The organism is Ensifer sp. Root558 (genome assembly GCF_001427045.1).
GTDB lineage: Bacteria > Pseudomonadota > Alphaproteobacteria > Rhizobiales > Rhizobiaceae > Ensifer > Ensifer adhaerens.
Genome location: NZ_LMGC01000004.1, coordinates 128,370 through 141,340, shown reverse-complemented (window position 1 = coordinate 141,340; position 12,971 = coordinate 128,370). Strand labels below are relative to the sequence as shown.

General features: G+C 64.0%; 14 protein-coding genes. 12 read left to right on the top strand and 2 right to left on the bottom strand.

The genetic code is table 11. From position 1 onward, the window contains the following. Positions 1–29: 29 nt before the first annotated feature. Entirely contained in the window at positions 30–1,070 is a 1,041-nt protein-coding gene (locus tag ASD63_RS08395) for a LacI family DNA-binding transcriptional regulator (RefSeq protein WP_034789827.1), read from the bottom strand. A gap of 251 nt (positions 1,071–1,321) precedes the next feature. Between ASD63_RS08395 and ASD63_RS08390 the strand changes: the two genes are divergently transcribed. The 12 genes from ASD63_RS08390 (at position 1,322) to ASD63_RS08335 (ending at position 11,836) form a co-directional block, all read left to right on the top strand. After that, a complete protein-coding gene (locus tag ASD63_RS08390) occupies positions 1,322–2,605 on the top strand; it encodes an amino acid ABC transporter substrate-binding protein (RefSeq protein WP_034789825.1) in 1,284 nt (427 codons plus the stop codon). A 96-nt stretch (positions 2,606–2,701) separates the two neighbouring features. Continuing rightward, positions 2,702–3,448, top strand: a complete 747-nt coding sequence (locus tag ASD63_RS08385) for an ABC transporter ATP-binding protein (RefSeq protein ID WP_060528990.1) — start codon at positions 2,702–2,704, stop codon at positions 3,446–3,448. Beyond that, positions 3,448–4,176, top strand: a complete 729-nt coding sequence (locus ASD63_RS08380) for an ABC transporter ATP-binding protein (RefSeq protein WP_034789822.1) — start codon at positions 3,448–3,450, stop codon at positions 4,174–4,176. Before ASD63_RS08385 ends, ASD63_RS08380 begins: the two co-directional genes overlap by 1 nt. 11 nt (positions 4,177–4,187) lie before the next feature. Further along, positions 4,188–5,066 carry a branched-chain amino acid ABC transporter permease gene (locus ASD63_RS08375; RefSeq protein ID WP_034789820.1) on the top strand — a complete coding sequence of 293 codons (879 nt, stop codon included), beginning with the start codon at positions 4,188–4,190 and terminating at the stop codon, positions 5,064–5,066. Then, entirely contained in the window at positions 5,066–6,109 is a 1,044-nt protein-coding gene (locus ASD63_RS08370; RefSeq protein WP_034789818.1) for a branched-chain amino acid ABC transporter permease, read from the top strand. The genes ASD63_RS08375 and ASD63_RS08370 overlap by 1 nt, the downstream gene beginning before the upstream one ends. A gap of 9 nt (positions 6,110–6,118) precedes the next feature. After that, positions 6,119–6,904: a glutathione S-transferase family protein gene (locus ASD63_RS08365; RefSeq protein ID WP_051659176.1), complete on the top strand. Its 786-nt coding sequence runs from the start codon at positions 6,119–6,121 to the stop codon at positions 6,902–6,904. A gap of 19 nt (positions 6,905–6,923) precedes the next feature. Beyond that, entirely contained in the window at positions 6,924–7,865 is a 942-nt protein-coding gene (locus tag ASD63_RS08360) for a dioxygenase (RefSeq protein ID WP_082572812.1), read from the top strand. 39 nt (positions 7,866–7,904) lie between these two features. Further along, the gene (locus tag ASD63_RS08355) at positions 7,905–8,783 is read left to right on the top strand and encodes a 3-keto-5-aminohexanoate cleavage protein (RefSeq protein WP_060528989.1); all 879 of its coding nucleotides are present in this window, start codon (positions 7,905–7,907) and stop codon (positions 8,781–8,783) included. A gap of 27 nt (positions 8,784–8,810) precedes the next feature. Beyond that, the gene (locus ASD63_RS08350) at positions 8,811–9,815 is read left to right on the top strand and encodes a zinc-binding alcohol dehydrogenase family protein (protein ID WP_051659175.1); all 1,005 of its coding nucleotides are present in this window, start codon (positions 8,811–8,813) and stop codon (positions 9,813–9,815) included. A 13-nt stretch (positions 9,816–9,828) separates the two neighbouring features. After that, on the top strand, positions 9,829–10,161 hold the full coding sequence (locus tag ASD63_RS08345) for a cupin domain-containing protein (protein WP_060528988.1): 333 nt from the start codon (positions 9,829–9,831) through the stop codon (positions 10,159–10,161). Between the two features lie 27 nt (positions 10,162–10,188). Beyond that, positions 10,189–10,797, top strand: a complete 609-nt coding sequence (locus ASD63_RS08340) for a gamma carbonic anhydrase family protein (protein WP_082572811.1) — start codon at positions 10,189–10,191, stop codon at positions 10,795–10,797. Beyond that, a complete protein-coding gene (locus ASD63_RS08335) occupies positions 10,784–11,836 on the top strand; it encodes an alpha/beta fold hydrolase (RefSeq protein ID WP_060528987.1) in 1,053 nt (350 codons plus the stop codon). Before ASD63_RS08340 ends, ASD63_RS08335 begins: the two co-directional genes overlap by 14 nt. A 52-nt stretch (positions 11,837–11,888) precedes the next feature. Here ASD63_RS08335 and ASD63_RS08330 read toward each other — a convergent pair whose 3' ends face one another. Beyond that, a complete protein-coding gene (locus tag ASD63_RS08330; RefSeq protein ID WP_060528986.1) occupies positions 11,889–12,947 on the bottom strand; it encodes an adenylate/guanylate cyclase domain-containing protein in 1,059 nt (352 codons plus the stop codon). Between the last annotated feature and the right edge of the window lie 24 nt (positions 12,948–12,971).

Here is a 12,971-nt window from a genome sequence, read left to right as displayed (position 1 = left end):
ATTCGTCGCGAGCTGCCGGCTGGGGATTGTCAGCGCTTCTGCGCTGCCACCGGTCCCGTGCTTTCGCGTTCCAGGAGCTCCACCGGCAGCACGGTCTCGAGCGGAATGTCGTCGTCCGCGCCGGCATTCATCAGGCGCAGCAGGATCGATGCGGCGGTGATGCCCGCATCATACTGCTGGATGCGGACGGTGGTGAGCCTTGGACGCGCGAGTTGCAGGAACGGCATGTCGTTGAAGCCGCTGACGGAAATGTCCGATGGACAGTCGAGGCCGTTCTCCCGCAAGACGTCGATGCAGCCGAGCGCCAGGCGGTCATTTGCGCAGAGCACGGCGGTAAAGTCGTTTCCGGAGGCGAGCAGCTCGCGCGTGCAGCGGGCGCCTTCGTCCTCATCGAAGCGCATGGCGGTGACGATGAGCTGCGGGTCGATGTCGATCGACATTCTCTTGGCGGCGTTGCGGAAGGCGGCCAGGCGTAGCTGCCCGGTCGAGAGATCCTGCGGCCCGGCCAGATGCGCGATCCGCCGGTGGCCGAGTTTCGTCAGGTGGCGCAGCATTTCGCAGATGCCCATGTCCTCGTCATTGATGACATAGGGGATGTTCGAATTCTCCACGCGCCGGTTCAGCGTCACCACCGACAGGCCGTCCTGGGCGGCCTTGGCGATCGAGGGGTCGCTTCTAAGCACCGCTGCATGGATAAGTCCGTCGACACCCCGATCGCGCAACACTTCGAGAAGGCGAACCTCGCGCTCGCGCTCGCTGTCGGTGTTGACGATGATCGACGCATAGCCGAGCGGTTCCAGAACGCTTTCGATCCCGCGCAGGATCGGTGGGAAAATCGGGTTGGTGATATCCGGAATGACGACGCCGACCGTCATCGTCCGGTTGGTGCGAAGCCCGAAGGCGATGCGGTTGGGGCGATAATCCAGGCGTTCCGCCGCGGCCTGGATCTTCGCCACGACCTCTGGCGTGATGCTCTTGCGCTCGGTCGGGTCAAGGGCGCGCGATACGGTCGACACATGAACGCCGGTCGCGCGCGCAATGTCCTTCAGCGTGGTTCGTTTCTTCTGCATGTGTCACCTCTCGCCTCCATTTAAAATCTTGCCGGAGGTTTTGCAATCGTTCGCATGGATGCTTGACAAAGCGCAAACGGTGCGCATAATCGCCCATGTGCAATCGTTTGCATATTCAGTTTGCGGCAGGGCAGTTGAGGAGCTGGCCTGCCGTCGATCGAACAGTGCGCAAGTTTCGTCCGGCGTGGCCGGGCGATTTGTTTTTCGCTTCAATGCAAACGATTGCGCGCAAATGTCTGGGAGGAGACAAAATGGGACTCAATCGGCTGATCGCGGCAGCAACCGTCAGTGTGCTTTCGGCAAGCACCGTTGCGAGCGCTGCGGAAACAATACGGATCGGCGCATCGCTGCCGATCACCGGTGGCCTTTCGGTCAGCGGCGAGAAGCATAAGCGGGGCTACGAACTCTGCAACAAGCTCATCAATGAAGCGGGCGGCATTCTCGGCAAGCAGGTGGAGCTGATCGTCAGCGACAATCGCTCCGACCCTGCGACGGCCATCAATCAGTACGAACGCTTCATCAACGTCGACAAGGTCGATGCCGTCTACGGTACGTTCTCGAGCCGCTTGACCTTTCCGGTCGGCAACGTTCTGTCCAAGTACAACATGGTTCACCCGGTTCCCTCGGGCGGTGCGCTCCGGATCTATGCCCAGGGCTACAAAAACCTCTTCTATTTCCAGGTCAATGCTGCCGAATACACAGGCAAGGACGTGATCGGCCTCCTGAAGGAGATCAAGGATCCGGCGGATGCGCCGAAGACAGTCGCCGTCGTCCATGCCGACGACTTCTTCGCCAATGCGATCGCCACCGGCCTTCTCGGCCAGAAGGTGATCGATCCCGCCAACGACAAGGAAATCGCCGACCTCGCGCCCGGTTACTTCAAGGAAGCTGGCATCGAGGTGGTGATGGAGGAGAAGTGGCCCGAGGAAGGCTTCAACGACTGGCTGAACCTTGCCAATTCGATCAAGCGCTCCGGCGCTGAAATGATCGTCGGCCTGACGGCTTCTGCGGAAGAGGCGGTCCAGCTCATGCGGGCGCTCAAGACCGTCGGCGCATCGGCAAAGCTCGTCTATCTCAGCCAGGGTGCCCAGACGGAGTTCATCGAGGGTGTGGGGAACGACGCGGCCGATGGCGTCGTCATCCACACCACCTGGCACAAGGATGTTCCGTTCAAGAGCACGCTTGCCGGAAAGCCCTTCGACAACGCCGATTTTGTGAAGGCGTTCGAAGCCGAATATGGTGTCGAGCCGGATGAAGACAGCGCCATCCCTTTCGCCGTCTGCCAGGGTATCGAGCAGGCCATGGTTGGCGCCGGCAGCACGGATAACGCCAAGATGGGCGAATGGCTGCACGCCCGCACCAAGGAACAGCCTGTCCAGACAGTGCTCGGCGATTTCAGCTGGGACGATCTCGGCCTGCCCGTCGAAAAGTCGCACATCATGACCCAGTGGCAGGATGGCAAGCTGACCTTCGTCTACCCGACCGGCCAGTTCGAGGGCATCGTGCCCTTCCGCTATCCCAAGTCCGGTTTCTGACCCTTTGCGAGGCAGAGGAGGGTGTTTCGCTCGCGAGGCGCCCTCCCGATTGGCAGGCATCTACTACCCAATTTCTAGTACAAGGAGATCGCGCGGATGCTCGAGGTTAAGAACCTGTGCAAGCACTACGGCGGAATTCGCGCCGTGGACGGCGCAAGCTTCAAGGTCGAGAAAGGCTCGATCACGGCACTCATCGGGCCGAACGGCGCCGGCAAGACCACGGCCTTCAATTGCATCAGCCGCACCGTCGTCCCGACCTCGGGCGAGGTCTGGCTGGATGGCGAGCGGATCGACAATCTGCGTCCGCACAAGATCACGGCAAAGGGCCTGAGCCGGACCTTCCAGATCTCGCGCAACCTCGCTGACATGACGGTGCTGGAAAACGTGATCGTACAGGCGCGCTGCCGCGGCTTTGCCGACCTGTTCCGGCCGGCGGTCTCGGCGGAAGAGCGCGACAAGGCAATGTCGATCCTCGATTTCCTCGGGATCACCCGCATTGCCTACGAGGATGGGCACAACCTGTCCTACGGCCAGAAGAAGCTGATGGATCTGGCAGCGCTGCTGATGGCCGATCCGAAAATCATCCTGCTCGACGAGCCCGCCGGCGGCGTCAACCCGACGCTGCTCGAAGAGATCGTCGGCCACATCCGGGCGCTCAACGCCAAGGGCCTGACGGTGCTGATCGTCGAACACAACATGGACCTGATCATGCGGCTCTCGCACCGCGTCGTGGTCATGGCGCACGGGCGGGTAATCTGCGACGGCACGCCCGATGTGGTGCGTCGCGATCCGCGTGTGCTCGAAGCCTATCTGGGCGGCGTACTGGAAGAGGAAGCGGCCTGATGAGCGATCTCCTGCAAGTCACCAATATCACCGCCGGCTATGGCGACGGCCCGGCCATTCTCGATGGCGCGCGGCTGACGGTCGAGCCAGGCAAGGTCCACTGCATCATCGGCCCGAACGGCGCCGGCAAATCGACGCTGCTGAAAGCGATCTGCGGCATGCTGACGATCCGCAAGGGCGACGTCATCTTCAAGGGCGAGCGGCTGAACGGCCTGCGCCCCGACCAGATCCTGCGCAAGGGCATCTGTTTCGTACCGCAGGAACGGGCGCTGTTTCCGAAGATGACGGTGCGCGAAAACCTGCGCATGGGCGGATATGTGCTCAACGACGCAAAGCTTCGTGACCGCCGCATCGACGAAATCCTCGAGCGCTTTCCGGTGCTGCGCGAGCGCGCCGACCAGCATGCCGGCACCATGTCGGGCGGCCAGCAGCAGACGCTTGCGATGGCGCGCACGCTGATCGTCAAGCCCGACATCGTCATGCTCGACGAGCCCTCCCTCGGGCTGGCGCCGAAGATCGTGCAGGAGATGTTCGACATCATGAAGATGATGTCTCAGGAGGGCGTCACCGTCCTGCTCGTCGAGCAGAACGCGATGATGGGCCTCAAGAATTCCGACTGGGGCGTTGTGCTCGATCTCGGCCGCACCCTCTTCGAGGGGCCGGCCGAGGCGGTTCTGGCGGACCCGCGCATCCAGGAACTTTACCTCGGCGGCCGCAAGGTCGCGTAGCGGAGGACGTGATGACAGACATTCTTCAGATACTGATACTCGGCCTCGCGCTCGGCGGCGTAATCGCGCTGATGGGGTCCGGACTTTCGCTGGTCTTCGGCGTCATGCGCATCGTCAACCTGGCCCATCCGTCGCTGATCATCTGCGGCGCCTATGTCAGCTATTGGGCCTTCAAGCTCTGGGGCCTCGACCCGATCGCCACGCTGCCGATCGCGGCACTGATCATGGCGGCGATCGGCGTGCTGCTCTATCGCCTGATGTTCGAGAGCCAGGCCAAAAGCGCCCGCTACTCGGAAATGACGGTACTTCTTACCTTCGCGCTGGCGATGATCGTTGAAGGCTTCCTCGGCGCCGCCTTCACCAACACCCAGCGCGTGACCTCGCCGGAATATGCGACGGACGCCTTCTTCATCGGCAGCCTGTTCATCCCGAAAGGGCAACTCTATGCCGGCTGTGTGTCACTCGCGATCATCGGCGCGCTGACGCTGTTCCTCAACTACTCGCGGCTCGGCTACGCCATCCGCGCCACCACGCAGAACCGCGAGGCCGCCGAACTGCTCGGCGTCAACGTCAACCTCATCAGCATGATCGCCTTTGCAATAGGCATCGGGCTTGCAGGTGCTGCCGGTTCGCTGGTGAGCTTCGTCTTCAGCTTCTTCCCCGCCAAGCAGTGGGAATGGATTGCAATGCTGATGTCGGTCGTCGTCCTTGGCGGCATGGGCAGCGTGCTCGGCACCGTCGTCGCCGCTCTTCTCCTGTCGGTCATCGCCGCATTCGTCGGCACCTGGGTGGGCGCCACCTGGTCGACCATGACCTTCTTCCTCGCACTCTTCGTCATCCTGCTGATCCGTCCCCAGGGCCTGTTCGGCGAAAAACCGGAGTTGGCATAATGGCCGTAAACCTACAACAAGCCGACGCGAGCTCGGTGCTCGAGGCCCGTCGCATTCACAACCAGAAGCTTGCGCGCCAGCATGACCAGACCCGCGCCACATGGTTCCCTCTCACCGTTCTCGGTGTGCTGCTCGCCCTGCCGCTCCTGCAACTAACCGGCAACTACAACTACCTGCTGCACCTTGTCCTGTTCACGGCTTCTTATGCGGTCATGGCCAGCGGCTGGAACATCATCGGCGGGTTCGCCGGCTATATCTCGCTCGGCCACGCGGTGTTCTTCGCGATCGGCGGCTATTTTTCAGGCGTGCTCCTGGCGCGATACGGCATCTCGTCGCTCTTGACGGCACCGCTCGCCGGGTTGGCGGCCGCGGCCTGCGGCTATCTAGTCGGCCTCATCACGCTGAAGGTTCGTGGCCCGAGCTTCATCATCTCGTCGATCGCGCTCCTGATGATCGCCCGTATTCTGTTCGACCACTGGGAGTTCATCGGCGGCGCCAACGGCCTGTCGCTGCCGGTAACCGATCTGCCCGTTCAGACGGCGAAGCTGCCCTACTACTACGCCTTCGTGCTGATGGCTGCCTTCACCGTGTGGGCGACCTATCGCATCAAGCATTCCAAGTTCGGGCTTGGCCTGCGCGCGCTCTCCAAGGACGAGGTCAAAGCGGAAAGCGCCGGGATCAACACCCGCTTCTACAAGGTGCTGGCCTTCGCATTGTCCGCCTTCTTTGTCGGCATGGCCGGTGCAGTCTGGGGTGAGTATCTCACCTATCTCCGGCCGAACATCTTCCTGATCATCCTCGTTTCGGCAAACCTGGTGCTGATGTGCATTCTCGGCGGCAAGGGCACGATTGCGGGGCCGGTCGTGGGCGCGATCCTGATCGTCGCCTTCAACGAAATCTTCGTGGCGACCCTCGGCGCCTCCGAGATCAACATTCTCGCGACCGGTTTCGTCATGGTTCTCGGGCTGATGTTCTTCCCGAACGGCGTGATCGGAACGCTCGCCCGCAAGGGCAAGCTGCCCCGCGTCCTCAACTGGGATTGAGAGGCGACGATGCAGGACTTCATCCTCTACAACGCCCCTCAATCGACGTGCAGCCAACGGGTGCGATACGTTCTCAACGCCAAGGGCCTCGCCTTTAAGGAGCACAAGCTCGATCTCTTCACCGGTGACCAGCTCAAGCCCGAATATCTGGCGATCAACCCGAACGGCGTCGTGCCCTCGCTCGTCCACCAGGGCCGCGCGGTCACCGATTCCGCCGTCATCATGGAGTATCTGGAAGACATTCTCCCTGGTGGGCTTCGGCCAAGGGACGCCTTCGGCGCGGCGACGATGCGGGCAATGATGCGCTTCATCGACGAAGTGCCGACACCGGCGATCCGCGTGCCTTCCTACAACCTCGCCTTCCTGCCGCACTATCAGGCGATGACGGCGGAGGAGTTCCAGGCGGTCTGCGATGCAAAGCCGCTTCGCCGCGAGTTCCTGATGAAGATGGGGCGAAGCGGCTTTCCCGAGCCGGAAATGGAAGAAGCGCTCGGCCGCCTTGAGCGCGGCGTTCAGCGCATGGCGGCGTGGCTTTCCGACAATGGCGGGCCGTGGGTCATGGGCGATCAGCTGACGTTGGCGGATATCGCGATCATGCCGGTGATCGTCCGGATGGACGATATCGGACTGTCCTCGATGTGGGCGGAGATGCCGGCGATCCAGAGATGGCTCGATGCCATCCGCGCAACCGGCGCCTTCGCTGAAACCTATTACTACGGGTCGCTGCTGACCGAAAAATATCCGCACCTGAAGACGGCCAAGCCCGAACTTCGGCTCGCCGGGTCCGGCCTGTGACGCGGAAAGGAGAACAGGGATGAACAGCCATATCAGCCCCGAGGCAAAACTGATTTCCAAGGAGGCCGACGTCACGCCGACGGTGCTTGCCGCCATGTCGCGCGGCGACGATCCGCGGCTCAAGCAGATCATGGACACGATGGTCAGGCATTTGCACGCCTTCCTGCTGGAAGCGCGCCCGACCGAGGCGGAATTCGAGTACGCCCTGCGCTGGATCACGGCGGTCGGCCAGGCGACCAACGAGGCGCACAACGAGACCGTGCTTGCCGCCGACGTGCTCGGCGCTTCGACGCTGATCGACCTGATCAACAATGACGGCATGCAGGGCGAGACGCTGTCAGCGCTCTTGGGGCCGTTCTATCGCGGGGGTGCGCCGAAATGCTTAAACGGCGACTGCATCGCCCGTTCGGATACGCCGGGATCGCAGCTCTGCTTCACCGGGCGAGTGACCGATCCAGCCGGCCGACCCGTCGAAGGGGCGACCCTCGATGTCTGGCAGGCGTCCCCGGTCGGGCTTTACGAGAACCAGGACGAGACCCAGGACGACTTCAACCTGCGCGGCCGTTTCACCACGGATGGCGACGGTCATTTTCACTTCGTGTCGGTGAAGCCGGCAGGCTATCCGGTTCCGACCGACGGGCCGGTTGGCGACCTGCTGCGAGCGCAGAAGCGGACACCGATGCGTCCGGCCCACATCCACTTCATCGTCTCGGCGCCGGGCTACAAGACGCTCGTCACCCAGATCTTCTCCGACAGTCACGAGGCCCTGGTCAACGACGTGGTCTTCGGCGCGAAGCAGCAGATCGTCGGGAAATTCTTCCGCCACGATAGCCCGGACCCGGAGTTTCCGGGCGCCGAGGCGCCCTTCTACAGCTGCAACTATCACTTCAAGCTGGTGGAGGGTCAATCGGTCCTGCCGCTGCCTCCGATCTCCGGAAAGAAGGTGGCGCACCATGGCTGAGAGATCAAACAGGTCGCGCCCTGGCGCGGGAGGCTTGTGATGCAGCAGAACGTCATCATCACCTGCGCGGTCACGGGCAATCTTACGACGCGGGAAAACCATCCCGGACTTCCCGTCACGCCCGAAGAGATCGCCAATGCCTGCCTGGAGGCGGCCGATGCCGGCGCGGCGATCGCCCACATCCACGTGCGCGATCCGGTTACGGCAAAGCCCTCCATGGAGCTAAAGTACTACCGCGAGGTCGTCGAGCTCATCCGGGCCAAGAACACGGCGCTGATCCTCAACGTCACGACCGGGCCCGGTGGCCGCTACCACCCGAGCGACGAGAACCCGGCGGTCGCCGGACCACGCACGACGCTGATGCGGCCGGAAAAGCGGGTCGAGCACATCGTCGCGCTGAAGCCTGATATCGCCACGCTCGACCTCAACACCATGACCTTCGGCTCCGAGGTCGTCATCAACACGCCGGCCAACGTCAAGATCATGGCCGACATTATCAACGAGGCGGGCTCCAAGCCGGAGCTTGAGGTCTTCGACACCGGCCACATCCAGCTGGCGCAGGATCTGTTGAAGGCGGGCGTGTTGAAGTCGCCGGCGATGTTCACGATCGTCACCGGCGTCAAATACGGCTTTCCCTCGACCACCGACGTGATGGCGACCGCGGCGCGGATGCTGCCCGCTGACGCCGTCTGGACCGGCTTCGGCGTCGGGCGGATGTCGTTCCCGATGGCCGTTCAGGCCTATCTGCTCGGCGGTCACGTTCGGGTTGGCCTGGAGGACAACTCCTACATCGCCAAGGGCGTGCTCGCCAAAGGCAATGGCGAACTGGTCGAGCGGGCAAGAGACCTGATCGAGAAGCTCGGCGGCCGGATCGCCGAGCCCTCCCAGGCCCGCGAAATTCTCGGACTGCGTGCATAGGCATCGATTTCTGCAAGGAGGCATAGAATGAACATTCAGGTGGACGCGAAGATCGCCCGAGCGCTGAGGGTGACGGAAAAATCCCCCGATCTCGACAATCTCAAGATCGACGTCGTCGATGTCGCGGTGCCGCGGCCGGGTCCCGGGCAGGTGCTGGTCGAGATCGTGGCGGCAGGGGTCAATCCCAGCGACGTGAAGGCATCCCTCGGGCACATGCCGCACGCCATCTGGCCGCGCACGCCGGGCCGCGACTTCGGCGGCATCGTGCGCGAAGGACCGTCGTCGATGATCGGCATGGAAATCTGGGGCGGGGGCGGCGAACTCGGCATCACCCAGGACGGCAGCCACGCCAAATGGATGGTGCTCGACCAGAAAGCCGTGCGCGCCAAGCCCGCAAATTTCACCATGCAGGAAGCGGGCTCGATCGGCGTGCCGTTCATCACCGCCTTTGAGGGCCTGCGCGAAGCCGGCGGCGTGCAGCCGACGGATGTCGTGCTCGTCTGCGGCGGCAACGGCAAGGTCGGACAGGCGGTGATCCAGCTCGCGACCATGGCCGGCGCCAAGGTCTTCGCGGTCGAGTACAATGAGCAGCCGCTTCTGGCGCACACCAACGCGCCGGTCGAAATGCTCAACAGCGCCAAGGATGACGTTGCGGCGATCGTGCGCGAAAAGACCGGCGGCCACGGGGCCGACATCGTCTTCAACACGGTCGGCAGTCCCTATTTCGAGATCGCCAACAACGCGATGGCGAAGCAGGCGCGCCAGGTCTTCATTTCCACCTTCGACCGCGCCGTGCCGTTCGATATCTTCAACTTCTTCCGCGGGCGTCACAAATATATCGGCATCGACACGCTGGCGCTGTCGTCGGTCGAGGGTGCCCGAATCTTCGACAAGCTCAAGCCGAAGTTCGAGGAAGGCAAGTTGAAGCCGTTCCCGATCAATCCGGCGACCGTCTATGGCTTTGCCGACGCCGCCAAGGCCTACGCCTCGGTGCTGCGCGGCACGCCCGAGCGCGTGCTGCTGGTGCCCTGAGGAGGAGCGGACGATGCAGGTGACGCGCTACGGCGATGCCAGATCCTATGAGGCGCCGGAGCACTACGGCATGCACTGCCTGCGGCTCCAGGGAAAGGAGGCGACGGCAACCGATACGATCTGGATCGGCCTGTCGCACCTCCTGCCCGGTGGTCATACGTCGCTGAAGGACGCTACGGTCGAGAAGATCTACATCGTCGTTGCCGGAGAGGTGACGGTCGAAACCGGCAGCGAGAGCGTCACGCTCCGCTTTCTCGACAGTTGCCGGCTTGCGCCCGGCGAGGCGCGTGCGCTCGCCAACCGCACCAATGCGCCGGCGTCCATCCTGCTCGCCATGCCGACCTGAGCGCCGCCGCAGAACGGAGAATATTTGATGGTTTCATCGGGTCTTTACCGGCTGGGCGCGCGCGCGCCGCGCGTTCCCGCCAATGGACGATTTTATGTCGCGCCCGGCGCCGTGGTGATCGGCGACGTGTGGCTCGAAGAGGATGTCAGTATCTGGTTCAACGCCGTCTTGCGCGGCGACAACGAGCCGATCATCCTTCGGCGCGGCTGCAACGTCCAGGACGGATGCGTCGTTCACACCGATCCCGGATACCCCGTGGAGATAAGCGAGGATGTTACCGTCGGACACAACGCCACAATTCACGGATGCCGGATCGGCAAGGGAAGCCTCGTCGGCATGGGGGCGGCGATCCTCAACGGCGCGCAGATCGGTGAGCGATGCCTGATCGGCGCCGGCGCATTGGTGCGGGAAAACATGGTCATCCCGGACGGCTCTCTGGTCCTCGGGGTGCCCGCCCAGGTCGTGCGCGTTCTTGACGGAAAGACGGCCGAAGCTTTGTCGATCGGGGCGCAACGCTATCGCGCGAAAGCCCGGAGCTATCCCGGGGATCTCCAGCCGGTCTCCGTCGAACACGTATCGTCGGGGGCGGACCCAAGCAATTACATCATGCGGGAGAACATGCATGACGCAGAATGAGAACCGATTGGTCAGTGTCGTCGAGCATTGGCTCCCGCGCATGGAGGTCGCCGGGATCCCGTCGGCAACCGCACGTGCCGTCATCGAGCGCGCCGGCGTCTGGCAGAAGTGGCTTGCTACCTGGAGCGAGGAGGGCGAGCGTCACGCAGAGCTCGGCGCTGCGGCTCTGGTCGCCGGCCGCAACGTGACCGCCGGCGAAGCCTATGCCCGCGCCAGCCTTTTTTATCATTTCGGACAATTCATGGCCTTCGAGGATCTGGAGGCAAAGGCGAGGGCCGCCACGCGAAAGGTGGAACTCTACCGTCTCGCGGCACCCTTGCTTGATCCGCCTGGCGAGATGGTCGCTGTGCCCTTTGAGGACGGCGAGCTTCGGGCGGTTCTTCGCGTGCCGAACGGAGACGGCACACACCCGCTGGCGCTGATCATCCCGGGCTCGGATTCGACCAAGGAGGAATTCCCGGCCTTCGAGCGGCATTTTCATGCCCGCGGCGTTGCGACCCTTTCGCTCGACGGTCCCGGCCAGGGTGAGGGCCGTTCGATGGGTACGCTGCGCCCGGACATCGGTCCGGCGGTTGAGGCGGCCATCCGGTCGGTTGAGGCGCACCCGCGCCTTTCGGACAAGGTCGCGCTCGTTGGCATGGCCTTCGGCGGCTTTCTTGCCCTGCGCGCCGCCGCGTCCGTGCCAACGCTCGCCGGCGTCGTCTCCATCAACGGCTTCTTCGATCTCGGTGGATTCTGGGACGCGCTGCCGCAGGTCTATCGCGACAACATGCGCTTCTCGCTCGGGGGCGCGGACGTTCGCGAACGTGCCGACCGTTTCACGCTGGCGCGCTGCCCGCCGCCGACCGCCCCGGCGCTCATCCTCCACGGCGGACGCGACAAGATCTTTCCACCCTCCGAAGCGGTAAAATGCGCAGATATCTGTGCGCGTGGAACCGAACTGCACATCTTCGAGGATGGCAACCACGTCTGCAACAACATCCCCTGGCTCTACCGCCCGCTTGTCGCCGACTGGGCGGCGGAGCGCACGCGCGTCTAACCGTCGAAGACGGACGCTTCGCCGTTCACGGCATGGCCGTGGAAGGGCTGCGTCACGCGTCCGGCAAGGTGAAGACGGCGCAGGGTGCTGCGATGCCGCGCAAGGGATGCTCGCCGAGCGGCAGCAGCGGCGTCGACGCGGCCTCAGCCACGGCACCGGAGATCAGCACGGAGCAGCCGAGCGGCCGGCACAGGCCCTCCAGGCGGCTGACGAGATTGACCGCCGGGCCGATGGCTGTGAAGTCGAGCCTATCGGCGGCACCTATATTGCCCCAGAGAATGTCGCCGAGGTGCAGGGCGACGCCGAAGGAGAGCGGCGGTAGCCCCTCGGCCTGCCGGGCCTGGTCGAGATGCGCCATGCCGGCGCGCGCGGCGGTGACCGCGCGCAAGGCTGCGTCGCAGGCTTCGCTCGGCGAGCCGCTCACCGGAAAGATCGCCAGAACGCCGTCGCCGATGAATTTCAGCACCTCGCCGCCAAAGGCATGGATCGCGCCGGCGAGGCGATCGAACCAGGCGTCGAGGGCCGCGATCACCACGGCGGGTTCCGATGTTTCGGACAGCGCCGTGAAGTTGCGCAAATCGGCATAGAGCAGGGCCGCGCGAATGGTTTCACCGGTGCCGCGGGTGAGCGCTCCGGCGCGGACACGGGCGGCGCTGCGGCGGCCAAGATAGGCGTCGAGCAGAGCGGTGAGCGCGGCCCGCTCGGCAAGAACCGCCAGGGGCGCGACGGCAAAGCGCGCGACATCACCAAGCCGCGCCGTCTCTTCCGGGCCGAACGGGCGCGTCCCGGCCCAGCCGAGCGACGCGCGTTCATTCCCCGAACCGGTCGATTGTTGCAGCAGTGGCCCGAGCCCGGCCAGCCACTCCTCTCCCGCCCGGTCGGAGACGGCGCCGGCAAAGCCCAGGCTCTCGATCACCACGCCGGTCTCGGCTCGCCAAAGCCAGGTGCGGCGGGCGATGATCGGATGCGGCACGGCGAGCGTAAGCGCGCCGCCCGAGAGCGGCAGACCGTCGGCGACGAGCTGGCGGCCAAGGTCGGACAGGAATCGGTCCGGCTCCTGCGAGGCGCTTGCCTCGTCCACGAGCCAGGCAAGGGGGGCGGACAAATCCATGCCGAAGAGGATAGGGTCGAGCGC

Excerpts from the sequence above, each read along its gene's own strand:
- ASD63_RS08345 (WP_060528988.1), top strand. The coding sequence starts at position 9,829 with ATGCAGGTGACGCGCTACGGCGATGCCAGATCCTATGAGGCGCCGGAG.
- ASD63_RS08330 (WP_060528986.1), bottom strand. The coding sequence starts at position 12,947 with ATGGATTTGTCCGCCCCCCTTGCCTGGCTCGTGGACGAGGCAAGCGCC.
- ASD63_RS08360 (WP_082572812.1), top strand. The coding sequence starts at position 6,924 with ATGAACAGCCATATCAGCCCCGAGGCAAAACTGATTTCCAAGGAGGCC.
- ASD63_RS08340 (WP_082572811.1), top strand. The coding sequence starts at position 10,189 with ATGGTTTCATCGGGTCTTTACCGGCTGGGCGCGCGCGCGCCGCGCGTT.
- ASD63_RS08335 (WP_060528987.1), top strand. The coding sequence starts at position 10,784 with ATGACGCAGAATGAGAACCGATTGGTCAGTGTCGTCGAGCATTGGCTC.
- ASD63_RS08370 (WP_034789818.1), top strand. The coding sequence starts at position 5,066 with ATGGCCGTAAACCTACAACAAGCCGACGCGAGCTCGGTGCTCGAGGCC.
- ASD63_RS08375 (WP_034789820.1), top strand. The coding sequence starts at position 4,188 with ATGACAGACATTCTTCAGATACTGATACTCGGCCTCGCGCTCGGCGGC.
- ASD63_RS08365 (WP_051659176.1), top strand. The coding sequence starts at position 6,119 with ATGCAGGACTTCATCCTCTACAACGCCCCTCAATCGACGTGCAGCCAA.
- ASD63_RS08390 (WP_034789825.1), top strand. The coding sequence starts at position 1,322 with ATGGGACTCAATCGGCTGATCGCGGCAGCAACCGTCAGTGTGCTTTCG.
- ASD63_RS08395 (WP_034789827.1), bottom strand. The coding sequence starts at position 1,070 with ATGCAGAAGAAACGAACCACGCTGAAGGACATTGCGCGCGCGACCGGC.
- ASD63_RS08355 (WP_060528989.1), top strand. The coding sequence starts at position 7,905 with ATGCAGCAGAACGTCATCATCACCTGCGCGGTCACGGGCAATCTTACG.
- ASD63_RS08380 (WP_034789822.1), top strand. The coding sequence starts at position 3,448 with ATGAGCGATCTCCTGCAAGTCACCAATATCACCGCCGGCTATGGCGAC.
- ASD63_RS08385 (WP_060528990.1), top strand. The coding sequence starts at position 2,702 with ATGCTCGAGGTTAAGAACCTGTGCAAGCACTACGGCGGAATTCGCGCC.
- ASD63_RS08350 (WP_051659175.1), top strand. The coding sequence starts at position 8,811 with ATGAACATTCAGGTGGACGCGAAGATCGCCCGAGCGCTGAGGGTGACG.